21 protein-coding genes are annotated in these 22,850 nt (G+C 75.2%); 8 read left to right on the top strand and 13 right to left on the bottom strand.

Annotated features, from left to right (window positions below):
* Positions 1 to 25: 25 nt before the first annotated feature.
* Entirely contained in the window at positions 26 to 1,066 is a 1,041-nt protein-coding gene (locus tag AQJ66_RS05790; RefSeq protein ID WP_061917530.1) for a lactonase family protein, read from the top strand.
* 93 nt (positions 1,067 to 1,159) lie between these two features.
* On the opposite strand, the gene AQJ66_RS05785 is transcribed toward AQJ66_RS05790, so the two are convergent.
* The 4 genes from AQJ66_RS05785 to AQJ66_RS05770 form a co-directional block, all read right to left on the bottom strand.
* Positions 1,160 to 2,083: a sirohydrochlorin chelatase gene (locus AQJ66_RS05785; RefSeq protein WP_107118863.1), complete on the bottom strand. Its 924-nt coding sequence runs from the start codon at positions 2,081 to 2,083 to the stop codon at positions 1,160 to 1,162.
* Positions 2,084 to 2,225: 142 nt separating this feature from the next.
* A complete protein-coding gene (locus AQJ66_RS05780; RefSeq protein ID WP_061917524.1) occupies positions 2,226 to 3,191 on the bottom strand; it encodes an N-acetylglucosamine kinase in 966 nt (321 codons plus the stop codon).
* The gene (locus tag AQJ66_RS05775) at positions 3,188 to 3,865 is read right to left on the bottom strand and encodes a uracil-DNA glycosylase (RefSeq protein WP_061917521.1); all 678 of its coding nucleotides are present in this window, start codon (positions 3,863 to 3,865) and stop codon (positions 3,188 to 3,190) included. The genes AQJ66_RS05780 and AQJ66_RS05775 overlap by 4 nt, the downstream gene beginning before the upstream one ends.
* Positions 3,866 to 4,000: 135 nt before the next feature.
* Positions 4,001 to 5,086: a WD40/YVTN/BNR-like repeat-containing protein gene (locus AQJ66_RS05770; RefSeq protein WP_061918308.1), complete on the bottom strand. Its 1,086-nt coding sequence runs from the start codon at positions 5,084 to 5,086 to the stop codon at positions 4,001 to 4,003.
* A 278-nt stretch (positions 5,087 to 5,364) separates the two neighbouring features.
* Here AQJ66_RS05770 and AQJ66_RS05765 point away from each other — a divergent pair, with 278 nt between their 5' ends.
* Complete coding sequence (locus AQJ66_RS05765) at positions 5,365 to 5,946, top strand: Rv1733c family protein (RefSeq protein WP_079060083.1); 582 nt, start codon at positions 5,365 to 5,367, stop codon at positions 5,944 to 5,946.
* A 23-nt stretch (positions 5,947 to 5,969) separates the two neighbouring features.
* On the opposite strand, the gene AQJ66_RS05760 is transcribed toward AQJ66_RS05765, so the two are convergent.
* Positions 5,970 to 7,949, bottom strand: coding sequence for a HEAT repeat domain-containing protein (locus tag AQJ66_RS05760; RefSeq protein WP_061917515.1), 1,980 nt, complete (start codon positions 7,947 to 7,949; stop codon positions 5,970 to 5,972).
* Between the two features lie 158 nt (positions 7,950 to 8,107).
* Positions 8,108 to 9,775 (bottom strand): DNA alkylation response protein, encoded by a 1,668-nt coding sequence (locus AQJ66_RS05755; RefSeq protein ID WP_061917512.1) that lies wholly within the window; start codon positions 9,773 to 9,775, stop codon positions 8,108 to 8,110.
* A gap of 71 nt (positions 9,776 to 9,846) precedes the next feature.
* Here AQJ66_RS05755 and AQJ66_RS05750 point away from each other — a divergent pair, with 71 nt between their 5' ends.
* Positions 9,847 to 10,605: a PaaX family transcriptional regulator C-terminal domain-containing protein gene (locus AQJ66_RS05750; protein ID WP_061917508.1), complete on the top strand. Its 759-nt coding sequence runs from the start codon at positions 9,847 to 9,849 to the stop codon at positions 10,603 to 10,605.
* 66 nt (positions 10,606 to 10,671) lie between these two features.
* Here the strand turns inward: AQJ66_RS05750 and AQJ66_RS05745 are convergent, their stop codons facing one another.
* Complete coding sequence (locus AQJ66_RS05745; RefSeq protein WP_061917506.1) at positions 10,672 to 11,457, bottom strand: pectate lyase; 786 nt, start codon at positions 11,455 to 11,457, stop codon at positions 10,672 to 10,674.
* Between the two features lie 296 nt (positions 11,458 to 11,753).
* Here AQJ66_RS05745 and AQJ66_RS05740 point away from each other — a divergent pair, with 296 nt between their 5' ends.
* Both AQJ66_RS05740 and AQJ66_RS05735 read left to right on the top strand, forming a co-directional pair.
* Positions 11,754 to 13,073 carry an extracellular catalytic domain type 1 short-chain-length polyhydroxyalkanoate depolymerase gene (locus AQJ66_RS05740; protein WP_061917503.1) on the top strand — a complete coding sequence of 440 codons (1,320 nt, stop codon included), beginning with the start codon at positions 11,754 to 11,756 and terminating at the stop codon, positions 13,071 to 13,073.
* 169 nt (positions 13,074 to 13,242) lie between these two features.
* Positions 13,243 to 14,574 (top strand): SGNH/GDSL hydrolase family protein, encoded by a 1,332-nt coding sequence (locus AQJ66_RS05735; RefSeq protein WP_061917499.1) that lies wholly within the window; start codon positions 13,243 to 13,245, stop codon positions 14,572 to 14,574.
* A 55-nt stretch (positions 14,575 to 14,629) separates the two neighbouring features.
* Here the strand turns inward: AQJ66_RS05735 and AQJ66_RS05730 are convergent, their stop codons facing one another.
* The 5 genes from AQJ66_RS05730 to AQJ66_RS05710 all read right to left on the bottom strand — a co-directional run bounded on the left by AQJ66_RS05730 (position 14,630) and on the right by AQJ66_RS05710 (position 19,315).
* Complete coding sequence (locus AQJ66_RS05730; protein WP_061917496.1) at positions 14,630 to 15,979, bottom strand: FAD-dependent oxidoreductase; 1,350 nt, start codon at positions 15,977 to 15,979, stop codon at positions 14,630 to 14,632.
* Between the two features lie 142 nt (positions 15,980 to 16,121).
* Positions 16,122 to 16,787, bottom strand: a complete 666-nt coding sequence (locus AQJ66_RS05725) for a TetR/AcrR family transcriptional regulator (protein ID WP_061917494.1) — start codon at positions 16,785 to 16,787, stop codon at positions 16,122 to 16,124.
* A 157-nt stretch (positions 16,788 to 16,944) separates the two neighbouring features.
* Positions 16,945 to 17,634: an HAD family hydrolase gene (locus AQJ66_RS05720; RefSeq protein ID WP_061917492.1), complete on the bottom strand. Its 690-nt coding sequence runs from the start codon at positions 17,632 to 17,634 to the stop codon at positions 16,945 to 16,947.
* A gap of 73 nt (positions 17,635 to 17,707) precedes the next feature.
* Positions 17,708 to 18,646 (bottom strand): M56 family metallopeptidase, encoded by a 939-nt coding sequence (locus AQJ66_RS05715; RefSeq protein ID WP_061917489.1) that lies wholly within the window; start codon positions 18,644 to 18,646, stop codon positions 17,708 to 17,710.
* 108 nt (positions 18,647 to 18,754) lie between these two features.
* Positions 18,755 to 19,315 (bottom strand): DUF5134 domain-containing protein, encoded by a 561-nt coding sequence (locus AQJ66_RS05710; RefSeq protein ID WP_061917487.1) that lies wholly within the window; start codon positions 19,313 to 19,315, stop codon positions 18,755 to 18,757.
* Between the two features lie 171 nt (positions 19,316 to 19,486).
* Between AQJ66_RS05710 and AQJ66_RS05705 the strand changes: the two genes are divergently transcribed.
* Together AQJ66_RS05705 and AQJ66_RS05700 are read left to right on the top strand one after the other, a co-directional pair.
* On the top strand, positions 19,487 to 21,151 hold the full coding sequence (locus tag AQJ66_RS05705; RefSeq protein ID WP_061917484.1) for an FUSC family protein: 1,665 nt from the start codon (positions 19,487 to 19,489) through the stop codon (positions 21,149 to 21,151).
* The gene (locus tag AQJ66_RS05700) at positions 21,148 to 21,813 is read left to right on the top strand and encodes a MarR family winged helix-turn-helix transcriptional regulator (RefSeq protein ID WP_244162754.1); all 666 of its coding nucleotides are present in this window, start codon (positions 21,148 to 21,150) and stop codon (positions 21,811 to 21,813) included. Before AQJ66_RS05705 ends, AQJ66_RS05700 begins: the two co-directional genes overlap by 4 nt.
* 31 nt (positions 21,814 to 21,844) lie before the next feature.
* On the opposite strand, the gene AQJ66_RS05695 is transcribed toward AQJ66_RS05700, so the two are convergent.
* On the bottom strand, positions 21,845 to 22,237 hold the full coding sequence (locus AQJ66_RS05695) for a VOC family protein (protein WP_061917481.1): 393 nt from the start codon (positions 22,235 to 22,237) through the stop codon (positions 21,845 to 21,847).
* 69 nt (positions 22,238 to 22,306) lie between these two features.
* On the opposite strand from AQJ66_RS05695, the gene AQJ66_RS05690 reads away from it, so the two are divergent.
* The gene (locus AQJ66_RS05690; protein ID WP_061917478.1) at positions 22,307 to 22,846 is read left to right on the top strand and encodes a GNAT family N-acetyltransferase; all 540 of its coding nucleotides are present in this window, start codon (positions 22,307 to 22,309) and stop codon (positions 22,844 to 22,846) included.
* Positions 22,847 to 22,850: the final 4 nt, after the last annotated feature.

The following is a 22,850-nucleotide window of genomic DNA, read 5'->3' as shown; positions in this document are numbered from 1 at the left end:
TGGCGCGGACCGAGAGGGGACAGCGGTGGCACAGGGCGGCAGACGGCACAGGGCGTTCATCGGGTCGTTCACCGCGGCGGGCGGCCCGGGCCTGGTCACCGCCGAGGTCCACCCGGGCACCGGCGCCCTCACGCTCACCGGCAGCCTCGGCACCGTCCCCGACCCCTCCTACCTGGCCCTGTCCCCGGACGGGGCCATGCTCTACGCGGTCAGCGAGACGGCCGAGGGCGCCGTCGCCGCGTTCCGCGTCGGCGGCGACAAACCGGAGCCCGCCGGTCCGCCCGTGCCGGTCGGCGCCGGCGGCCCCACCCACCTCAGCGTGTACGCCGGGCACGTGCTGACCGCCAACTACGGCTCCGGCAGCGTCACCGCCGTCCCGGTACGCCCGGACGGCACCCTGGGCGCGCCCTCCGGAGAGCTCCGGCACACCGGCTCCGGTCCGCACGACCGGCGCCAGCGCGGCCCGCACGCCCACCAGGTGCAGCCCGACCCCAGCGGCCGGTGGGCGGTCAGCGTCGACCTCGGCACGGACTCGGTCCGGGTGTGCACCCTGGACGGCGGCGCCGTGGCCCTGCACCGCGAGATCGCGCTGCGTCCCGGCTCGGGCCCCCGCCACCTGGCGTTCCATCCGGACGGCGAGCACGCCTACGTGCTCAACGAACTGACCCCGACCGTCACCGTCTGCCGCTGGGACGCGGCCGGCGGCGCGCTGAAGCCGCTGGCCGAGGTCCCGGTCCTGCCGGGCGCCCCGGCGGGCGACGCCTACCCCTCGGGCATCGTCGTGGCGCCCGACGGCCGCTTCGTGTGGACCGCGACCCGCGGCGAGGACGTCCTGTCCGTCTTCGCGGTCCGGGCGGACGGGCTGCGCCTGATCGGCACGGTGCCGTGCGGCGGGCACTGGCCCCGCGCCCTGGCCGAGCACGCCGGGTTCCTCTACGCGGCCAACGAGCGCTCCGGGGACGTGACCTGGTTCGCGCTCGACGAGCGGACCGGTCTGCCCCGCTACGACGGCTCCGTGCAGGTCGCCGCGGCGTCCTGCGTGGTTTTCGGCCGACCGGCCCCGTGAGGCGGCGAGAGGCCCGCCCCCCCCGGACACGGCGAAGGGCCCGCTCCAGCTACTGGAGCGGGCCCTTCGCCGTGTCCGGGGGCGACGTGCCGGTCAGCGGGCCGGCGTGCCCTGCGCCGGCTGCGGGGCGATGCCCAGCGCGGTCGTGTACTTGGCGAGGGCGAGCTTGCCGATCGCCGGGTAGGCGCCGAGCGCCTCGGCCGTGGCGCAGCCCACCTCCTCGGCGGCGGCCGTGAGCAGCGCCGCGTCGATCTCCGGGCCGATCAGGTACGGCGCGAGGGCCAGCTGCTGGGAGCCGGAGGAGCGCAGCTGCTCGGCCACCGAGGCGATCGAGCCGTCCTGGTCCAGGGCCGCCGCCATCACCGGCACCGCCAGGCGCGCGGCGAGCAGCATGCCGGTGATGCCGGCCGCCTGCACGGCCTCCTCGCCGCCCACGGAGGCCAGGATGATGCCGTCCGCGGCGGTGGCCACGGTGAACAGGCGCGCACGGTCGGCGCGCGCCAGGCTCGCCTCGGACAGGCGCACGTGCAGCGCCTCGGCGAGCAGCGGGTGCGGGCCGAGCACGTCGGTCAGCTCGGCGGCGACCCGGCTGTCCATCACGGACTGGCGGATCTGGCGCAGCAGCGAGCTGTCCGGGCCGGCCAGCAGCGGGACGACGACGGCGACCGGGCCGTCGGGCTCCTTGACCTCGGCACCGGCGGCGAGGGCCCGCTCGTAGCGGGCGGTGCGCTCCTCGGCGGCGCGCGTCAGAACGGCCTTCAGGCTGGGGAACTCGGTGTCGTCCCCGTCCAGGTACCCGATCCGGGCATCCAGGCCGGGCAGCTCGGAACGAGCGATGCTCACGACCTCCTCGGCGAGGCTGCGCGTGGCGGCGCTGGGCACGCCGGGCACCGCGAGGACGAGCGCGGGCGCGCCCTCGGGAGCCACCAGCGGTTCCGGCCGGCGGTGCCGTCCGGGCTGGCGGGGTCGCGGCATTCGTACTGGCAGGCCGGACGCGGGCCCAGTGGGGGAGCTCATGGCGCCGCATGTTACTAACTTCCTGGGCTCCCCTGTTCGGGGAGGGTGCAGGTGAGCGGTATCCGTCCGGTTTTGTCTGCTGAGTTACGCCCTCTTGGCAGGTGTTTCAGGTACGCGCCGGACAACTCGCACAGAACCGCCGTTATGCGGGAAACACGCAGAGCAGCGTGGGCTCACCCGGGAGGGCGAGCCGGCCCGCCGCCAGCTCGTCGGCGATCCGCACGCAGCCGTGCAGCGGGTCGCCCTCGGCCGGGACCTGCCGCGCGTGCGGCAACCGCTGCGACAACTCCTCGCGCAGCGGTGCGAGGAGAGGGGCGCCCATCTTCAGGAGGCCGCCCGTGAGCGCCACGTCGGGCTCGCCGGAGGCCGGGCACACGGCCGCGGCGGACTCGGCGACGTTGCGGGCGGCGGCGCGCAGGATGCCGGCGGCCACGGGGTCGTGCGGGGCGCTGTCGGCCACCCGGGGGGCGAACGAGGCGAGCACGGCCGGGCGGTCGGCGCGCGGGTAGAGCAGGCCGGGCAACCCGCGCACCGGGCCGAACTGCTCCTCCGCGCAGGCCAGCAGCGCGGCGGAGCCGCCGTCGCGGCCGTCGTGGGCGCGCAGCGCCGCCTCCAGGCCCGCCCGCCCGATCCAGGCCCCGCCGCCGCAGTCGCCCAGCAGATGGCCCCAGCCGTCCGCGCGCCGCCAGCGGGTCAGGTCGGTCCCGATCGCGATGAGGCCGGTGCCCGCGGCGACGACGGCACCCGGACGCGGCCCGAGCGCGCCGACGTACGCCGTCACCGCGTCGGCGGCGAGCGCCACGGTCCGCACGCCCAGCTCGCGGCCGAGCGCGCCGGGCAGTTCGGCGCGCAGGGCGTCGCCCAGGGATGCGAACCCGGCGGCGCCGACGACGGCCGTGCCCAGTTCGCCCAGCCCGGCTTGCTGTCTCAGGTGCAGGACGAGGGGCACCAACTGGGCCGTCAGATGCCCGGGATCGATCCCCCGGGCACCGGTGCGGACCGGTTCCGCCGTCGCTCCCCGGGCCGACGGCGCCCGCCCCGGGACACCGACGGCGACCCGGAGGCCCGAGCCCCCTGAGTCCACGGCCAGGTAGCCGGGGACGGTCACGGCAGGCGCCAGTCCACCGGCTGTCCGCCCTGCTGGATCAGCAGGTCGTTGGCCCGGCTGAACGGACGCGAGCCGAAGAACCCGCGGTCGGCCGACATGGGCGACGGGTGGGCCGACTCCACGGCGGGCAGCCGGCCCAGCAGCGGGCGCAGGTTGCGGGCGTCGCGGCCCCACAGGACGGACACCAGCGGCTTGCCGCGTCCCGCGAGGGCCCGGATCGCCTGCTCGGTGACCTCCTCCCAGCCCTTGCCCCGGTGCGCGCCCGGGCTGCGCGGCGCCGTGGTGAGCGCCCTGTTGAGCAGCAGCACCCCCTGCTGGGTCCACGGTGTGAGGTCGCCGGTGGACGGCAGAGGCAGCCCCAGGTCGGTCTGCAGCTCGCGGAAGATGTTGATCAGACTCGGCGGCAGCGGGCGCACCTCGGGCGCGACCGAGAACGACAGGCCGACCGCGTGGCCCGGGGTGGGGTACGGGTCCTGACCGACGATCAGGACCCGTACCTCGTCGAAGGGCTGCTGGAAGGCGCGCAGGACGTTCGCCCCGGCCGGGAGGTAGGTGCGTCCCGCGGCGATCTCCGCGCGCAGGAAGTCGCCCATGGCGGCGATCCGTCCGGCGACGGGCTCCAGGGCCTTCGCCCAGCCGGGTTCGACGATTTCGTGCAAGGGTCGTGGTGCCACGGGCGTCACCCTACTGCCGTTCACCGGTCGGCGATCACGCTACGACCGGTGCCGGCCGAGGATGACCGGACCGCCGACTCCGCCGACCGCCTCCGCGTCCACCTCCTTCGCCGGCGCCGCCGGAAGGCCGCCGGGTCAGGCGATCACCGCGGCCCGCACGCACAGCACGTCCGGCAGGTGCGAGGCGAGCTGCTGCCAGCTGTCGCCGTCGTCGGCCGAGGCGTACACCTCGCCGTTGCGGTTGCCGAAGTAGATCCCGGCCGGATCCGCGTCGTCCGTCGCCAGCGCGTCGCGCAGCACCGTGCCGTAGTGGTCCTCCTCCGGCAGCCCCTTGGTCAGCGGCTCCCAGCTCCCGCCCGCGTCGGCCGTGCGGAAGACCCGGCAGCGGCGGTCCGCGGGGACCCGGTCGGCGTCGGCGTTGATCGGGAAGACGTACGCCGTGCCGCCGCGGTGGGGATGGGCGGCCACGGCGAAGCCGAACGTCGACGGCAGGCCCGCGCCGATGTCGGTCCAGTGCGCGCCCGCGTCGTCGCTTCTGTACACACCCCAGTGGTTCTGCAGGTACAGCCGGTCCGGGTCGGCCGCGTCCCGGGCGACCTTGTGCACGCACTGGCCGAACTCCGGGTCGGGGTCCGGCAGGAACACCGCGGACACCCCGGAGTTGGACGGCGACCAGCTCGCCCCGCCGTCCGCGGTGCGGAACACCCCGGCGGTGGAGACGGCCACGGTCACCGCCCGCGGGTCGCGCGCGTCGGTGAGCACCGTGTGCAGGCCCTCACCGCCGCCGCCCGGCACCCAACGGGAGCGGGTCGGGTGCTCCCACAGGGGACGCACCAGCTCGAAGCTCTCCCCGCGGTCCTCGGACCGGTACAGCGCGGCCGGTTCCGTGCCCGCGTACACCACGTCCGGCTCGGCGGCGGCCGGGTGCAGCTGCCAGACCCGCTCCAGCGAGGCGCCGGTGTCCTTGGGGAACTTGACGGCGGGCCGGGCCGGTTCGGTCCAGGTGCGGCCCAGGTCGTCGGAGTGGAACACCGACGGGCCCCAGTGCGCGCTGTCGCCGCCCGCCAGCAGCCGCGGTGTGCCGCCGCGGGTGTCGATGGCGACCGAGTACACGGCCTGCGCGTTGAAACAGGGGCGGTCGTCGAACTCCCAGGTGCCACCTCGCCGTCGCCCGATGAACAGGCCCTTGCGGGTACCCACGGTGAGCAGGACCTCGGTCATGCCGATCACCTCCGGGACGTCTTCGTCCAGGTAGTCGTCAGATACCGGTCAGTCTGCACCGCACCACTGACAGTCACCCCGCCAAGGCGCGTCACCGCAGGTCACGGCGGTGACGTCACCCCGGCACCGAGATCTGCCGGGCCGGTTCCGGCATGAGCCTGCGCGAACCGGGTGACTCGTGCGACCGTCGGGGTGACGGCTCGTCGTGAGCAACGGAGCGGCCCCGCCCGTATGGGAGGTCGGTCCGGCCTGTCGGTGCGCTCGTGAGGAGGATGCCTTTGAAGGCGTTCCGTGGTCCCAAGGTGTGGCTGTGGCGCTGGCGGCGCAATCCGCTGCGGCGGAGGGCCGACGTGGTGGAGGCCTGGCTGCTGCTCGCCGCCTGGCTGCTGACCGTCGTGACCGGGGTGCTGGCCGGTCTGCTGGCGGCGCGGTCGGTGGAGCACGGGCTGGCCCGGGAACGCGCGGACTGGCGGCCCACCGTCGCCCGCGTCGTCGCGCGGGCCCCCGGACGGACCACCGCCGCGGGCTCCGGGGGCGAACGCGTCTGGGCCGAGGTGCGCTGGACCGCCCCCGACGGCGAGAACCACACCGGGCAGGCCCGGGTCGCGCCCGGCAGCAGGGCCGGGACCCCGGTCACCGTCTGGACCGATCCGCGGGGCCACCTGGTCTCCCGCCCCACCACTCCCTCCGAGGCGGCCTTCCGCGGCACCCTGACCGGCGTGCTGGTGGGAGTGACGGCCGCCGCCGTCCCCCTCTTCGGCGGTCTGGCCCTCCGCTCCCGCCTGGAACGCCGCCGCCTGGCCCACTGGGACGCCGAATGGGCCCGCCTGGGACCCCAGTGGGGGCGCATGACCGGCTGACCTGCCCGCCGCCCGGCCCGCTCCTACAGGCCTGCCAGCACCGCCGCGCACGCCCTGAGCAGCGCCTCGTCCCCGGGGATGTCAGGCGGGCCGTCGTACCCGCGGGCGCGAGCCGTGTGGCGGCGCGGTGAGGCGAGTTCCGCCGCCATCAGGTCGCGCAGCGGTGCGGCGGCCCGGCCCATCGCGGCCAGGCACCGCGCGACGGGGCCGCGGGTGCGGGGGCTGTCCGTCCAGGCGGTGCGCAGCACCGGGAGCACGGATTCCGGGTCCCCGGTGATGCGCCAGAGCGCGGACGCGGCCGATGTCCGGTCCCGGGGCGGGCCCGACGCCGCCAGCCGGCGCAGCTCCGGCAGGGCCGCGCGGGCGGCCGGACCCATCCCGCCCAGGTGCCCCGCGGCCGCCCGGCGCCTTCCCGGGTCGTCCTGCGCCAACTCCCGCAGCAGTGCCGGGAGGACGAGGGAAAGGTCGCCGTCCGCCGACCACAGGGCGCCCGCCGCGGCGGCCGCGTGCCGGCCGTGGAGCAGTGCCCGCAGGACCGGGGCCGCCGCTCGTGTCGTCCCGAGGGCGTCCAGGGTGCCCACGGCCTGCCCGGCGACCCGCTCGCGCGCCCCGAGGCCGTCCGGCGCGCCGGACAGCAGGCGCAGCACCTCCGGTGTCGCGGCGGGATCGCCGATGGCCCTGAGCGCGGCCAGCAACGGGGCGGCGAGTGCGTCGGCGGCGGGGGAGTCCAGCGGGATCCGGGCCAGCCGGTGCCGTAACGCCGGGACGAGAGGAGCCGCCGCCGGGCCCAGGTGCGCGATCTCCCGTCCCACGCCGTCGGGCATCCGGGGGCCCGCCAGCACGTGCGCCAGGAACGGGACCGCCCGGGGATCGCCGCTGCGGGCCAGGGCCTTGAGCGCGCCGCCCAGGGCGGGGGCGCCGCGCTCCCACCGGTGGGTCCACAGGTCCGGCCGGACGGCCAGCAGGGCGTACAGGTCGTCCGCGGCGGGAGCGGCCAGGTCGTACAGCTCCGACAGGACCGACACCGCCGCGTCCCGTAACCACTCCTGCTCCGAACCCAGTTGGCCGCCGAGCAGGGCCACGGGCCCGGCGGTGTCGGCGCGCCAGCCGCGGAAGAGCACCGCCGCCATGCGCACGGCGTTGCACCGGTCCATCGGATCCGGGCTGCCCAACTGCCCGCTCAGCAGGGCGATCCGCTCACCGGTCCGGTCACCGAGTGCCGTGTGCAGGGTGCGCAGCAGCCGGGCGCCCTCCTCGTCGGAAGGGCGCAGCCGCCGGATCCGCCCCACCAGGGTGTCGTTCCCGGACCGCACCGGGACGCGGGCGCGGCGCGCCGACCGGTCGCGCAGCAGCCGGACGGCCGTCGGCACCAGGCCGTCCGGCACCCGGTCGGGTGCGGCGAGCGCCAGCTGGCCCAGGGCGGCCAGCCGCAGCCCCGGGTCGCCGGGCGGGGCGCTCTGCTCGGCCAGGACGTCCACCGCGGCGGCGGCATGTCCCGGGTGCCGCCGGGCGAACAGGCCGACGGCCTCGGTGAGCGTGAGCAGGACCCGGCCGTCCCGCTCGGCCGGGATCCGCCGCCGCACCAGGTCCAGGATCCGGGCCGGGTCGTCGAGGAAGCGGACGACGGCCCCGGCCGCCGCCGCGCGCACCCCCGCGTCCGTGTCCCCGAGGAGGGACACGAACACGTCCGCGCCCGCCCGCACCGCCTCACGCGCGCGTGCGTCCCCGCTCTCCGCCCCGATGCTGACCAGCAGCTCCACGATGCAGCCCCGCTCCGGCACCACGTCGCGCGCCGCCAGCGAGAACAGGAAGGGCACGCAGGCGAGCGTCGAGTCGTACACGTTCCCCTCGTGGTGGACCGTGCCGTACATGCCGTCGAGCGCGGTCTCCCGCTCGGCGGCGTCCGCGGAGGCGAGGCCCCGCAGCCATACGGGTACGTCCTCCGCGCTGCCGTGCGCGTGGTGCAGCGAGGCCCAGTCCACCTCGTCGATCCCCGTGAACACGTTGTCCTCCCCGGGCGAGTGCCACCTGATCGCGAGTCTGTACCACGCCACTGACAACGATGTGCGGTCACGCGCTGACTGTGTGCGATCCGTCGGCTGTCACCGGCCACGCGGACGGCACGGGTCCAGTCGCCCGGAGAGGCCCGGGCGACCGGGGGTCAGGCACCCCCGGGCAGGGCCCGATCCAGGATCGTGTCCAGGTCGGTCCCGGCCGGCAGCGTGCCGAACGCGAACCCCCAGTCGCCGCCCAGCCGGGTCGCGCAGAAGGCGTCCGCGACCGGGTGCGGAGCGTGCCGGACCAGCAGGGAGGCCTGCAGGACGAGGGCCATCCGCTCGACCAGCCGGCGCGCGCCCACCTGGCCGGTTTCCGCGATCTGCTTCCGCAGCCCGGCCACGGCCGCGTCCAGGCGGGCGTCCGCCCCGCGCGCGTGGGCGAGTTCGGTGAACAGGGCCTCGGCGGTGCCCGGTTCCCGGCCCAGGGCGCGCAGCACGTCCAGCGCGTTGACGTTGCCCGAGCCCTCCCAGATCGACAGCAGCGGAGCCTCCCGGTAGTGGCGGGGCATCCCGGAGTCCTCGACGTACCCGTTGCCGCCCAGGCACTCCAGGGCCTCCGCGGTGAAGGCCGGCCCCCGCTTGGTGACCCAGTACTTGCCGACCGCGGTGGCGATCCGGCGGAAGGCCCGCTCCCCGGCGTCCCCGCGCACCGCCCGGTCCGCGGCCCCGGCCAGCCGCAGCGTGAGCGTCGTCGCCGCCTCCGACTCGAGCGCCAGGTCGGCCAGGACGTTGCGCATCAGCGGCTGCTCGGCCAGGCGGGCGCCGAACGCGCTGCGGTGGCGTGCGTGGTGGCCCGCCTCGACGAGGGTCTTGCGCATCAGGGTCGCCGACGACATCACGCAGTCCAGGCGGGTGCAGTTGACCATCTCGATGATGGTCTTCACGCCCCGCCCCTCCGGTCCGACCAGCCAGGCCACCGTCCGGTCGAACTCCGGCTCCGAGGAGGCGTTGGACCGGTTGCCGAGCTTGTCCTTCAGCCGCTGGATGCGGAAGACGTTGCGGCTGCCGTCCGGCAGCACCCTCGGCACCAGGAAGCAGGACAGGCCGGCCGGGGCCTGAGCGAGCACCAGGAAGACGTCGCACATCGGCGCCGAGGTGAACCACTTGTGCCCGCGCAGCGTGTACACGCCGGGCTCGCCGGTGGGCGTGGCCACGGTGGTGTTCGTCCGGACGTCCGAGCCGCCCTGCTTCTCGGTCATGCCCATCCCGGCGAGCAGCCCGGGCTTCTCGGTGGGCACGCGCAGCCCGGGGTCGTACGCCCGGCTGGTCAGCAGCGGCTCGTAGACCTCGGCCAGATCCGGCTGGGCGCGCAGGGCGGGCACGGCGGCGTAGGTCATCGACGTCGGGCAGCCGTGCCCGGCCTCCGTGTGCCCCCACACCAGGCCGCCCGCCGTGCGGGCCACGTGCGCACCCGGCCGGTCGTCCCCCCAGGGGGCGCCGGCCAGGCCCTCGGCGACCGCGGTCCGCATCAGGTGGTGCCAGCTGGGGTGGAACTCGACCTCGTCGACGCGGTGGCCGTAGCGGTCGTGGGTGCGCAGTTCCGGCTCGTGCCGGTTGGCCAGCTCGCCCCACTCCTGGGCCTCCTCGCCGCCGGCGCGCAGCCCCAGCCGCCGGACGTCCGCCTCGGCCCACCCGGCGCCCTCGCGGCGCAGCCCCTCCAGCAGGGCCGGGTCGTCGGAGGCGTCGTACGGGGCCAGCGGCGGGGCCTGGTTGGTGACGTGGTGGGTGGCGTACTGCGGCTGCGGCGGCGACTGCGCGCTCATCGGGACCATGGATCCATGTTGCACTTCCGCTGCGGCTGTCGCAATGATGCAACAAGGAGGCGCACGTACAGTACGTGCCCATGCGCATGAACGTGTCGGCCGCGCCGGGCGGGACCGGCCTGCCGCCCCTGTCCGCGCGGTCGGTCGTCCTCAGCCTGCTGCTGGGCGCGCATCCGCCCGAGCTGCCGGTGAAGGACCTGGTACGGCTGGTGGAGCCCTTCGGGATCGGCGGCTCGACGCTGCGCGCCGCCCTGAGCCGCATGGTGGCCGCCGGGGACCTGCGCCGCACGGACGCCGTCTACCGGCTCAGCGACCGGCTGCTGGCCCGCCAGCACCGCCAGGACGAGGCGCTGCGCCCCCGTACGCGCGCGTGGGACGGCGACTGGGAGATGCTGGTGGTGACGGCGACCGGCCGGGGCCCCGCCGAACGCGCCGACCTGCGCGGCCGGCTGACCGCCCTGCGCCTGGCCGAGCTCCGCGAGGGGGTGTGGCTGCGGCCGGCCAACCTCGACCGCGCCCTTCCCGCTGATCTCGCGCGCGTCGCGCTGCTCTGCACCGCCCGCCCCGACGGCTCCCCGCCCGCCCTGGCCGCCCGCCTCTGGCCGCTGGACGACTGGGCGGCCACCGCACGGCACCTGCTGGCCCGCGCGGCCGGCGCCCGCCGTCCCGCCGACCGGCTCACCGCCTTCGCGGCGGCCGTGCGCCTCCTGCTCACCGACCCCGTGCTGCCGCCCTGGCTGCTCCCCGCCGACTGGCCCGGCGAGGAGCTGCGCACCGCCTACGCCGGGTACCAGCGCGAACTGGCGGCCTCCCTGGAACGGCAGACGCGCGAGGTGTGACCCCGGCCCGGGCGCGGCGAGGGCCGCCGTCCGCCGTGGACGACGGCCCTCGCCGGCACGGGCGCCCTACTTGTAGGTGATGTCCGAGGACGAGTACTTGCAGTACGTCCCGTCGGGTCCCGAGCCGTTCTTGGGCGGTTCCGCGCCGGTGTTGTTCCCGATGTACTTCTGGCAGGGGACGATCTTCTTGCTGGAGTCCCCGACGATGGTGATGTTCCTCAGCGTCGCGCTGTCGCCGTAGTTGGTGTTGATGCCGACGATCGCGGTGCCCTTGTAGGTGGCCTCGATGGTGTTGAGGTTGATCGTGCGCTTGTACTGCGTCTTGCAGTTGCCGCACGAGCGGACCAGCTTGCCGAAGTTCTTGACGGCGAAACCGGACACGTTGAGGGTGCCCGCGCCGTTGAACTGGAAGACCTTGTCACTGGCTTCCCTGGCGCCGCCGCCCGAGACGGTGTACACGTTCGACGACGAGGAGCCCTTGAAGGTCGCCGCGTCCTCGCCGACGTCCTCCCACCAGACGTTCTGCAGCGTGCAGCTGCCCTCGCAGTGGATGCCGTCCGCGGCGGGGGCACCGATGATGACGTTCTTCAGGACGGTGCCGGGTGCCAGGTCCAGGATCGGGTCCTGGCTCTCGCTCTGGCCCCCGGTGCCCAGGTCGCCGCTGCCGTACAGGCGCTTCATCCCGTAGTCCTTGGTGCCGGACAGCGAGATGGTCTTGGTGACGGCCTGACTGCCGTTGGCGGTGGGCCAGGTGGCCGCGTCCGCCGGGCCTCCGCTGGCCATGATCATGCCAAACATGAGGCCCAGGGCGGCCAGTCCGCCCAGCAGGTGTGCGGGTGCTCGTGAGGTCATGTCCCGAATGCCTTCCTCCGAGTGGGGGGTGGTCACTTACATGAACTTCGTACGTAAGGCTGGACGCATGTCCGCAGCGCTGGCCGCGTTGAGCCCGCACGGCGGGCTTACGGGTCACACTGATGAACGGAACGTAGAGTGCAAGCGCTTTCTAGTCAACGCCTCGCGTACGCCTCTTTTCGGCCAGTGAGGAAGTGGTGTGGGAGCGCTTCCATGAGTGGCTGTGTCCATGCCACGATGCCGATTGCTCCCCGCGCGACGCCGCACGAGCCGCGATCAGAAGGGACCGAAGGACCGTGCCCCCCACAGCCACCCCCCACCACCCGAGGACACCGCTGCGCCCGGCGGTGCTCGCCCTCCTCGCCGCGCTGCTGCCCCTGCTCGCGGCGCTGACCCTGGTCGCACCCGCGGCCGCCGCCCGGACCGGGTCCGTCCCCACCGCGACCCTCACCGAGGTCACCGGTTTCGGCGAGAACCCCAGCGACCTGCGGATGTACGTCTACGTCCCGAGTGGCGTCGCCGCCCGTCCGGCGGTCGTCGTCGCCGTGCACTGGTGCGGCGGCTCGGCGTCGGCGATGTACTCCGGCACCGAGTGGGCCTCGCTCGCCGACCGGTACGGGTTCGTCGTCGTGTACCCGTCGGTGACCCGCGCGAGCAAGTGCTTCGACGTCTCCTCCTCGCAGGCCCTGCGGCGCGGCGGCGGCAGTGACCCGGTGGGCGTCCGGTCGATGGTCGACTGGGTCACCCGCACCTACTCCGCCGACCCGGGCAAGGTGTACGTCACCGGCATCTCCTCCGGCGCGATGATGACCAATGTCCTGCTCGGCGACTACCCCGACGTGTTCGCCGCGGGGGCCGCCTTCTCCGGGGTGCCCTTCGGCTGCTTCGCCACCACCGACGGTTCCGAGTGGAACAGCGCCTGCGCCGGCGGCACCGTCACCCACACCGCGAAGGAGTGGGGCGACCTGGTCCGCGCCGCCTACCCCGGCTACACCGGCCCCCGGCCCCGGATGCAGTTGTGGCACGGCACCGCCGACGACACGCTGCGCTACCCGAACCTCGGCGAGGAGATCAAGCAGTGGACCGACGTCCTCGGCGCCGGCCAGACGCCCACCGCCACCGACTCCCCGCAGTCCGGCTGGACCCGCACCCGCTACGGCGGCACCGGTGACCGGGCTCCCGTCGAGGCGATCGGCCTCCAGGGTGTGGGCCACAACCTGTACACCTACGGCATGGCCGCCCGGGCCCTCACCTTCTTCGGCCTGGACGCGGGCGGCAGCGAGCCCCCGCCCCCGGCCGTCGGCTGCGAGGTCACCGTCACGACCAGCGCCTGGAACACCGGGCTGACCGCCTCCGTCACCATCACCAACACCGGCACGACGACGGTCAGCGGCTGGAAGCTGGGCTTCACCCTGCCCGCCGGTCAGACCATCACCGGCGGCTGGAACGCCACCTACAGCCCGTCCTCCGGCTCGGTGACGGCCGCCGACGTCTCGTACAACGGCAGCATCGCGCCCCATGCCGGCGTGAGCATCGGCTACCAGGCCACCCACACCGGCAACGCCGCGGCACCCACGGCCTACACGCTCAACGGCACCGCCTGCACGGTCGGCTGACGCACCGGGCGGGCGCCGGGACGCGGCATCCCCCGTCCCGGCCCCCACCCGCCGGCGCTCGCACCGGCCGTCCCGGCGCCCACCCCCAGACGCCCGCACCGGCCGCCCGGCTCCTCCCGCCCCCGGGAAGCCCCCGGGAAGGCATCCTCCCGTCCCCAGGAAGGCACACGTGAAGCCGTCCAGCAGATCGCCGCTCGCCGCCCTGCTCACCGCGTGCGTCCTCGTCCTCGCCCTGGCCGTCTCGTCCTCCGCGCTCCGGGCCCTGGTCGAGGGCCGCGGTCCGGCGGCGCCCGGGACCACTCCGGTGACCGACGGCCCGCACTGGGCGAACACCTGGACCGGCATGCCCCAGCTCACCGAACCCGCGAACCTGCCGCCCGCGCCGTTCAGAGACGAGGATTCGGTGCTGGCCGACACCACGGTGCGGCAGACCGTCCGGGTCACCGTCGGCGGCCACCTGCTCAGGCTGCGCTTCTCCAACGCCTACGGCGACACCGAGCTGCCGCTGACCGCGGTGACCGTGGCGCTGCCGCGGGACGGACGGGCCGGGACCGCCGCGGTCGAGCCGGGCAGCCTGCGCCGGGTGACCTTCTCGGGACGCGACTCGGCGACCGTCCCGGTCGGCGCCCAGGTCGTCTCCGATCCCGTCCGCCTGGACCTGCGTGCCGGGTCCGAGCTGACGGTGACGGCGTACACCGCGCAGGGGCAGCCGTCGCTCGCGCTCACCTCGCACCCGGGCTCGCGCACCACCTCGTACCTGCTGCACGGCGACCACACCCGGGACCCGGACCCGGCCGACGCGACCCCGGTCGACCACTGGTACCTGCTCAGCGACGTCGAGGTGCGGGCGCCCGGCGCCACCCGGGCGGTGGCCGTCGTCGGCGACTCGCTCACCGACGGGCGGGCCTCCACGACCAACGGCAACGACCGCTGGCCGGACCAGTTCTTCGACCGGCTGCAGAAGACCACCGCCACCTCGGACATCGCCGTCCTCAACCAGGCCGCCGGCGGCAACCGCGTCCTCCACGACGGCCTCGGCCCCAACGTGCTGGCGCGGCTCGACCGCGACGTGCTGTCCCGCAGCGGGGTCTCCTGGCTGATCCTCTTCGAGGGCGTGAACGACATCGGGACCGCCGAGGCCACGCCCGGGGCGCAGCGCGCGATCAGCGACGACCTGATCGCCGGCTACCGGCAGATCGTGCTCCGCGCCCACGCCCAGGGAATCCGCGTCTACGGCGCGACCCTGACGCCGTTCGGGGGCAGCACCCTGTACGACGACCCCGCGGGGGAGCGGGAGGCGTCCCGGCAGCGCCTCAACGCCTGGATCCGCACGCCAGGCCACTTCGACGCGATGATCGACTTCGACCGGGCGGTCCGGGACCCGGCGCGGCCGAACCGGCTGCCGGCCGATCTCCAGGCCGGGGACTGGCTGCACCTGAACCCGCGGGGGTACGGCGTCCTCGCCGCGGCGGTTCCCCCGGGGCTGCTCCGGCGGACGTGAGTTCCCGGGAACGACTCCGCCTCGCCGTCGTCGCACGGGGTCCCGCCGACGCGTCCTACGACCGCACGGCCGACCGGGCCACCCTCAACAGCGCCTCCCAGTCGGCCAGCTTGACCACGCCCCGGCCCAGCCGCGCGCCGAGTTCGGCCTCGGCGCGCTCGATCGCCAGCCAGCCTGCCCACGGCACCGGCTCCAGGCCCGCCGCGCGCAGCGCCGGGAGCGCGTCCTCGGGTACCTCCCGGCGCACGAGGGCGGGCGCCTCGGCGAGCAGGGCGGCCGCCGTCTGCTTGGCGCACGGCCGGTTGGTGCCGATCACGCCGGTCGGGCCGCGCTTGATCCAGCCGGCGACGTACTCGCCCGGCGAGGCGACGCCGTCGCGCAGGACGCGGCCGTCCCGGTGCGGCACGGTGCCGCTCGCCGGGTCGAACGGCAGGCCCTCCAGCGGCACGCCGCGGTAGCCCACCGAGCGCAGCACCAACTGCGCCGCCACGTCCTCGAACCGCCCGGTCCCGGTCACGCCGCCGTGCCCGTCCGGCACCGTCCGCTCGAAGCGCACGGCGCCCACGCGGCCGCCGTCCGCGAGCAGTTCCACGGGCCGCAGGAAGAACCGCAGCCGGATCCGGCGCGCCGTCGGCAGGGACCCGGCGCTCGCCCAGCCGCGCAGCGCCTCCACGTTGCGGCGCTGCACGGCGGGCAGCGCGGACGGGTCGGCGCACCCCGGGTCCAGGTCCAGCTCGCTCTGCTCCACGGTCACCTCGGTGCCGGGCAGGCCGCCCAGCTCGCGCAGCTCCTTGGTGGTGAAACGGGCCTGCGAGGGGCCGCGCCGGCCGGTCATGTGGACCTCGGTGATCCCGCTCGCCGCCAGCGCGTCCAGGGCCCCCTGCGGCATGTCCGTCGGGCGCAGCTCACCGGGGCCCCGCACCAGCATCCGCGTGACGTCCACGGCCACGTTGCCCACACCGATGACCACCGCCGAGCGGACCCCGCGCACGAACCCCGCGTCGGCCGCGTCCGGATGCGCGCTGTACCAGGACACGAACTCGGTCGCCGACCAGCTGCCCGGCAGCTCCTCGCCGGGGATGCCGAGGCGGCGGTCGGCGGCGGCGCCCACGCAGTACACCACCGCGTGGTACAGCTCCCGCAGCCGCTCCACGGGCAGCCCCCCGGGCCCGCCCACCCGGACCCCGCCGAGGAACCGCACCCGCTCGTGCTCCAGCACGGTGCGCAGGCTGCCCTGCAGGGACTTGATCTTCTCGTGGTCCGGGGCGACGCCGTAGCGCACCAGCCCGTAGGGGCACGGCAGCCGGTCGAGCACGTCCACCCGCACCCCGGGATCCAGCTGGACCAGGCTCTGGGCGGTGTAGCACCCGCTCGGCCCGGAGCCGACGACGGCGACACGCAGCACGGCGGTACTCCTTGCCCCAAGCAGGAGAGTGTGCGGACGGCTCCAGCATGGCACCGCCCCGCCCGGGACGGCAGGGGCCGACGGAGTGATCCCGTGATCGCCGCGGGGCGCGGGCGGGCGCATCGGCGCCGGGGCCGGCCGGCTAGTCCGTCCGCTCCCCGGTCGCGAAGAACCGGGACAGGTCCTCGCCCGGCCCCGCCGCGGTGTCCGTGTCGCTGCCGGGGGGCACGCCCATCTCCCAGTCGAGCCCGTACCGCGCGAACAGCTCGGCCCGCAGGGCCGGGACGGGCATCGGCACTCCCGGCACGAGCGCCGCGAACACCGCGCCCATCAGCAGGGCCCGCAGCAGCGGGTAGTCCGCCGTCACGTCCGCGGAGCCGTACCGGGCGACCGTGTCGCTCAGCAGCTCCGAGAGCCGCCGCTGCTCCGGGCACTGCAGGAAGCCCTCCGCCTGGAGCAGCCCCGCCATGTGCTGGCGCATGAGCACCGGACGGTCGTGGGCGAGCCCCAGGATCGCGTCGACGGCGCGCGCCAGCCGCTCCCGGCCGTCCTCGGTCCGGGGATCGCGTTCCAGTGCCTCCTCCAGCGTGCGGTGCATCAGGCGGTGCACCGCGGACTGCACCAACTGGCGCTTGCCGGGGAAGTAGTACGACACCAGCCCGCGCGCGGAGCCGGCCCGGTCGGCGATGTCGGCCAGCGTCGTCGCCTCGAACCCGCGCTCGTCGACCAGTTCGACCGCGGCCTGCAGGAGCCGTTCCCGGGAACGCCGCCGCAACTCTTCATTGACCGAGGCGCTGCGCGGGGACATCCTGTAACTCCTGCGTTGACTGGCTGCCAGCCAACTATACTCAGCGCGGGTGGCACCGCTCTGCGCGGGGCCCGCTCGGAGCTGCCGTCCGTCTGGGGCGACACGGGGGATCGTCTCAGACGGACGGCTCCGGGTTCCGTCGTCTCAGCGGCGCGCGTCAGCCCACCAGGTCCAGCACCGGCAGCAGCGCGTCGGGGCGCTGTGTCACCGGCAGATGGTCCACGAAGTGCACGCGGCAGCCCAGGGCGGCCGCGCCGCCGTCCGCCGGGCGGCTGTCGCCGACCATCAGCACCCGCCGCGGATCGACGTCCAGTTCCGCGCAGGCCACCGAGAAGAGCCGGGGGTCGGGCTTCTGCACACCGTGCTCGTACGAGAGCACGTAGGCGTCCACGAACTCGTCCAGCCCGTGCTCGCGGAAGACCGGGCGCAGGTCCCAGCCGATGTTGCTCACCACGCCGACGCCGATCCCGCGCTCGCGCAGCGTGCGCAGCACCTGGGCCGCGTCGGGGTACGGCGACCAGGCCGCCGGCGTCATGTGCCGGTCGTACAGCGCGTCGTGCAGAGCGGGGTCGGGCAGCGCGACCCGCCGGGACAGCCCGGTGTAGGCGGCCCGGTGCAGCGCGGCGCTCTCGTCCCGGACGGCCCACACCCCGGCGAACTCCTCCGGCAGCGCCACCGGCGCCGCCCCGCCGGGCAGCGCCCCGGCCTCCTCCAACGCCCGGGCGGCTTCTGCCAGTTCGCCTTCCGGCAGGGCCAGACCCGTCTCCTGCAGTACGGCACGCAGCCAGGACTCGGCGGACTCGATGCGGAACAGGGTCCCCGAGAAGTCGAAGAGCACGGCGGTCATGTGCCGGACTCTACCGGCGGCGTACGCCGTACCGCGCGGCCCGTGCCCCGGCCGGTGACCGGGACGAGCGGCCCTAACCCAGTGCCCGCAGCCCGGGGACGAGGGCCACCACGACCGGTACGACGGGGACCAGTGCGGCCGTCGCCGTCAGGCGCAGGCGGTGCAGGGCGGGCAGGCGGTCGGGCGGTGTGAGCAGCCGGTGCACGCGGTGCGGGACATGGGCCTGCGGGGTGGGGCCGGGCCCGAACACGCCCCGGTCCTCGTTGAGTTCGACCAGCGCCAGGGCCGTCGTCAGCCGGCCGAAGCGCCGGGAGGCCATGTCGTCGGCGGCCAGCTCGACCAGCCGGTGCATCTCGTCGCGGAACGCGGCGAACACCGGCACCTGCGGGAACCCGCCCGCCAGCGCGGCCGAGCAGTGCAGCAGCCAGTCGTGCCGCGCCCGGTCGTGACCCTGCTCGTGGGCGAGCAGCGCGTCCAGCTGACGGCCTTTCAGCCGACGGAGCGCAGCCGTGGTGACGACGAGTCGGGGCGCCGTACCGGGCAGCCACCAGGCGTCGGGCCGCTCGCCCTCCAGCACCACCAGCCGCCCGTCCGCCGGCTCCTCGCCGGGCAACAGGGGCGCGCGGACGAGCAGTTCGGTCCGGCGTCGCCGTCGCCGCGCACGGGCCCGCACGATCTCGCGCACCAGCATCAGCAGGGTCCACAGGCCGCCGCAGGCGAGCACCACCGCGACCGCCGCCGCCCAGGGGCCGGCCGCTCCGAGGGCGTAGGCGTCCGTCACGGCCCGTGGGGCCGGGCCGAACACGGGCCCGCGCACCGCCTGCCAGGCCGCCGCCGCGCTGAGCGTCATCGACAGCGCACAGCACAGCAGCACGCCCGCCACCACGCACTGCCACGCCCACAGGGCGACCACCGGCTCACGGTCCGGCCAGTCGGCCCGCGCGAGCAACCGCGGGCCGGCCACGGCCGTCAGGATGCCGAGCAGCAGCAGCAGTGCCACGGGGACCATCATGGGCAGCACCCTATGAGCGCGGGGCGGCTCATGGGCCGGTGCGCGGTGCCGAAGTGACCCAGGCAACGCCGGTGCCTCGCCGTGCCACTGCCGTGGCGCTGCTGGGGTTCACATCGTCAGCAGCATGGCGACCATGCCGATCCCCATCGAGAGCCGGCAGGCCCTGGCCAGTTCCGGACGGTCCCCCCAGCGCACCGCGCCCGGCGGACGCCCCCCGCCCGACGTGACGGCGGCGGGCACCAGGCGGGCTCCGGACAGCAGGACGTACCCGGTGAAGTAGGCCAGGAGCGCGCCCGTCACCAGTGGCACACCGGTGCCGGGGTGCGTGTGGTGGTGGGTGGCGGGCGAGGCGGCCATGGCGAGGGACATGTAGACCATCGCCGCCGTCCCCACCAGGTGGTGCAGATGGTGAAGGCTGTCGCGGGCCGCCCGCAGGGTGCGCAGAGCCGCCGCCCCGAACACGGCCGCGTACAGCGGCCACGCCCAGCCCGGCGGAGTGAACGCCGCGGCGGGCACGGCCATCGCGGCCATGCCGAACCCCATCAGCGCCTCCCCGCCCGCCGAGCGGCGCTGCTCCTCGACACCACTGCGCATCCGCAGCAGGCAGTAGGCGCCGGTCGCCGCGCACAGCGCGACCAGCAGCCAGGCCGGCCAAGCCGGTCCGTGCACGCGTGCCACCCCCTCCGACGGTCGGTCGGTCGGTCGAGGGATGCGATGCCCAGGGCCCGCGGTGCGCACGCGAGCGCAAGGGTGTACACGGGGAGCACTCGGCGGAGCACAGCAGGTGAGCGACAGGACCGCCGGAATGTTTACTTGTAAAACACATGCTAAATTAGTCCTATGATCCCTGCGACCCGACTCCGTCTTCCCCTGGCCGGGGTGCTCCGCCTCGGGCGGCCCGCCGACATCTGGTTCAAGCCCGCGCTGAGCGTGGTCGCCTCCGTCGCCCCGCCCAACCTGCTCCTGCTGGCGCTCGGCCGGCTCGATCTGGCCATGTACACGATGGCGGGCTCGCTGTGCGCGCTCTACGCCCACAACCGGCCGTACGCCGCCCGGGCCCGCGCCCTCGCCTGGGTGGTGCTCGGCATGGTCGGCGGTCTCGCCGTCTCCCTGCTGGCCGCCTCGCTCACCGGCGACGCCGTCGTCCTGGTCACCGTCGGCGCCCTCATGGCGGCCGCGCAGAAGGCCTTGTGCGACGCCACCCGTATCGGGCCGCCCGGGAACGTGGTGCTCACCTTCATCAGCTCGGCCTCCCTGTTCGCGCCGCAGCACCTGGGCCAGGTGCCCGGCCACGTCGGTCTCGCCCTGCTGGCGGGCGCCTGGGCCTGGCTGGTCGGCATGGCGCCCGGACTGCTGCGCCCGCACGGCCCGGAGCGCCGCGCCACCGCGCAGGCCCTGGACGCCGCCGCCGCGTACGCCGCCACGGGCGGCACCGGGGAGGGCCACGGCAAGGCCCGTGCCGCGACGGCCGCCGCCGTGCACACCGCCTGGCAGTCCCTGCTCACCCCGGGTACCCGCCCCGACCGCACCCGGCGCGCCCTCGAACAGCTCCTGGTCCGCGCCGAGGTGGCCCTCGCCGCGCCCGCCGACACCGACCCGGAGCGGCTGCGCGGCTGGGCCCGCGGCCTGCGCGGCACCGGCCGGATCCCCGAGGTGGAGGCCCCGCGCGAGTCGGCCGACGAGCTGCTCGGCGTGGACACCGAGCTCGCCGTCCCGCGCCGTTCGCTGCGGCACCGGCTCGCACCGCTCGCCCCCCTCGCCGCCCGTACCGCGCTCGGCAGCGCCCTCGCCGGCTACGCCACCCTGGCCCTCGGTGTCGGCCGCCCCTACTGGGCCCTGGTCACCGCCGCCTCCCTCTACCAGGCCAACCTCACCCTCACCTGGAGGAGGAGCATCCAGCGCGTCGTCGGCAACCTGGCCGGCGTCCTCGTCTTCGCCGCCGTCGTCCCGCTCGTCCATCTCCACCCCGCGGTCCTGGTGCTGAGCTGCGTGGCCTTCAACTTCGGCGCCGAGGCGCTCATCGGCCGCAACTACTGGCTGGGCACCGTCTGCGTCACGCCGATGGCCCTGCTCATCACCGAGTTCGGCCGCGTCCAGGACCCCGGTTCGCTGATCACCGAGCGCGTCCTGGACACCCTCGTAGGGGCCGTGGTCGGCTTCGTCGCCGCCGTCGCCGTCACCAACCGGCGCAGCGGCGACCGTCTCGAGCGGACGCTCGCCGCGGCGGACCGCGCCCGGGAGGACGCCGCCCGCCTGCTCGCCGAACCCCACCCGGCACCCCGCGCCCTGGAGACCGCGCGCCGCGCTCTCGCCGCGGCCCTGGTCGATCTGCGCGCCACGGCCGACGCGGCGGCGGGGGAGTGGTGGCAGCGCGCGCTGCCCGAGGAGCGGGTCGTTCTCACCGAGCAGTCCGGACACCGTACGCTCGCCGCGACGGTACGACGCCAGGGGCTCGCGCCGCTTCGGCGGGACACGGGCAGGACGACGGAGGACGCACGGCCATGACGCCGACGAACGGACGACCGACAGCCGAGGACGCCCAGCCCGGCGTCCGCCCGGCCCCGGCGGGAACGGCACCGAACGGCCCATCCGAGACCCGCTCCGGGGCCGGTGGCGCCGAGGCCGGGCCGGGTCCCGCGCGCGAGGGCCGGGCCCCCGCCGCCCCCGACGACACCGTCGCCGCGGTCGTCACGCAGTGGCGGGCCGTGCACCCCGAACTGAACACCGGGCCCATGGAGGTCATCGGCCGGATCAACCGCTGCGCCGCCCTCCTCCAGCAGGCCGAGGACGCCCCGCTGCGCCGGGCCGGGCTCAGCCGCGCCGAGTTCGACCTCCTCGGCGCCCTGCGCCGCACCGGCCACGAACTCACTCCCGGCGAACTGGCCCGGGAGACCTTCTCCTCCGGGGCGGCGGTCACCAAGCGGCTCAAGCAGCTGACCGAACGCGGACTGGTCGAGCGGCGCGGGGACACCCGCGACCGCCGCGTCGCCCACGTCCGCCTCACCGACTCCGGCCGCGACCTCGTGGACGGCATCCTGCCCGAGCAACTCGCCTACGAGACCGCGGTGCTCTCCGTCCTCTCCACCGACGGCCAGACCGAACTGGCCACCCTCCTGGCCGACCTCCTCGGCCGCCTGGAAGGCCGCATGGGCGCGCTGCGCGCCTGAGCGGCGTGGCGAACGGCCCGCGTACCGGCGTTCAGATCCCCGGCCGGTACCGCATCGGATGGTCGGCGGGCACCTCCACCAGGACGATGCGGGTGCCGTCCGGGTCGGTGATCCACATCTCGATCAGGCCCCAGGGCTCCCGCACCGGTGGCCGGGCGATCGCGACGTCCTTGGCGCGCAGTTCCTCGTGGGCGCCGGTCACGTCCTCGACCTGGAGCCAGAGCTGCAGCGCCGGTGAGGGCGGGGTGTCGGAACGGCCGGAGACCTCCAGGAAGCCTCCGCCGAGGAAGTAGACGGTCCCGCGCTCGGGGCCCGTGCCGAACTCGCGGTAGACGGCGAGGCCGAGCTGCTCCCCGTAGAAGGCGCGGGAGCGTTCCGGGTCGGTGGGGTGGAGAAGTGTCCGGCTGCTGAGTACGTGCACCATGCATCCGGACTCTAGTGGCAGGGTTACCCTCGACCACGCTCAGCCGCGCACGAGATCGGAGACCGCTCCATGGACACCACCGCCACCCGACTGACCTTCCGTGATGCCACCGAGGCCGACGTGGACGCACTCGTCGCGCTGGTCGAGTCGGCGTACCGGGGCGAGAGCAGCCGGGCCGGTTGGACCACCGAGGCGGACATCCTGGAGGGGCAGCGGACCGACCCGGAGGGTGTGCTGGAGGTCATCAGGTCGTCCGACAGCCGGCTGCTGGTCGTCGAGCAGGACGGTGGCATCGTCGCCTGCTGCCAGCTCGAGCACCGCGGCGACCACGCCTACTTCGGGATGTTCGCGGTCAGCCCCACCCTGCAGGGCGCGGGCCTGGGCAGGACGGTCATCGCGGAGGCGGAGCGGCAGGCCCGTGCGGCGTGGGGCGTCACCGAGATGCACATGACCGTGATCTCGGTGCGCGACGACCTCATCGCCTGGTACGAGCGCCGCGGCTACCGCCGTACGGGACGGACGACGCCGTTCCCGTACGGCGACGAGCGCTTCGGCGTTCCGCGCCGCGACGACCTGCGGTTCGAGCTGCTGGTCAAGGAACTGGCCTGACGGC

The organism is Streptomyces bungoensis, from assembly GCF_001514215.1.
GTDB lineage: Bacteria > Actinomycetota > Actinomycetes > Streptomycetales > Streptomycetaceae > Streptomyces > Streptomyces bungoensis.
The sequence above is the reverse complement of the archived record's forward strand: the minus strand, read 5'-3'. Positions and strand labels throughout refer to the sequence as shown.

What these genes read in the sequence shown, in the direction of transcription:
- AQJ66_RS05705 (WP_061917484.1), top strand. Translation starts at nt 19,487, where the DNA reads ATGATCCCTGCGACCCGACTCCGTCTTCCCCTGGCCGGGGTGCTCCGC.
- AQJ66_RS05715 (WP_061917489.1), bottom strand. Translation starts at nt 18,646, where the DNA reads ATGATGGTCCCCGTGGCACTGCTGCTGCTGCTCGGCATCCTGACGGCC.
- AQJ66_RS05720 (WP_061917492.1), bottom strand. Translation starts at nt 17,634, where the DNA reads ATGACCGCCGTGCTCTTCGACTTCTCGGGGACCCTGTTCCGCATCGAG.
- AQJ66_RS05690 (WP_061917478.1), top strand. Translation starts at nt 22,307, where the DNA reads ATGGACACCACCGCCACCCGACTGACCTTCCGTGATGCCACCGAGGCC.
- AQJ66_RS05785 (WP_107118863.1), bottom strand. Translation starts at nt 2,083, where the DNA reads ATGAGCTCCCCCACTGGGCCCGCGTCCGGCCTGCCAGTACGAATGCCG.
- AQJ66_RS05725 (WP_061917494.1), bottom strand. Translation starts at nt 16,787, where the DNA reads ATGTCCCCGCGCAGCGCCTCGGTCAATGAAGAGTTGCGGCGGCGTTCC.
- AQJ66_RS05745 (WP_061917506.1), bottom strand. Translation starts at nt 11,457, where the DNA reads ATGACCTCACGAGCACCCGCACACCTGCTGGGCGGACTGGCCGCCCTG.
- AQJ66_RS05700 (WP_244162754.1), top strand. Translation starts at nt 21,148, where the DNA reads ATGACGCCGACGAACGGACGACCGACAGCCGAGGACGCCCAGCCCGGC.
- AQJ66_RS05770 (WP_061918308.1), bottom strand. Translation starts at nt 5,086, where the DNA reads ATGACCGAGGTCCTGCTCACCGTGGGTACCCGCAAGGGCCTGTTCATC.
- AQJ66_RS05755 (WP_061917512.1), bottom strand. Translation starts at nt 9,775, where the DNA reads ATGGTCCCGATGAGCGCGCAGTCGCCGCCGCAGCCGCAGTACGCCACC.
- AQJ66_RS05695 (WP_061917481.1), bottom strand. Translation starts at nt 22,237, where the DNA reads ATGGTGCACGTACTCAGCAGCCGGACACTTCTCCACCCCACCGACCCG.
- AQJ66_RS05750 (WP_061917508.1), top strand. Translation starts at nt 9,847, where the DNA reads ATGCGCATGAACGTGTCGGCCGCGCCGGGCGGGACCGGCCTGCCGCCC.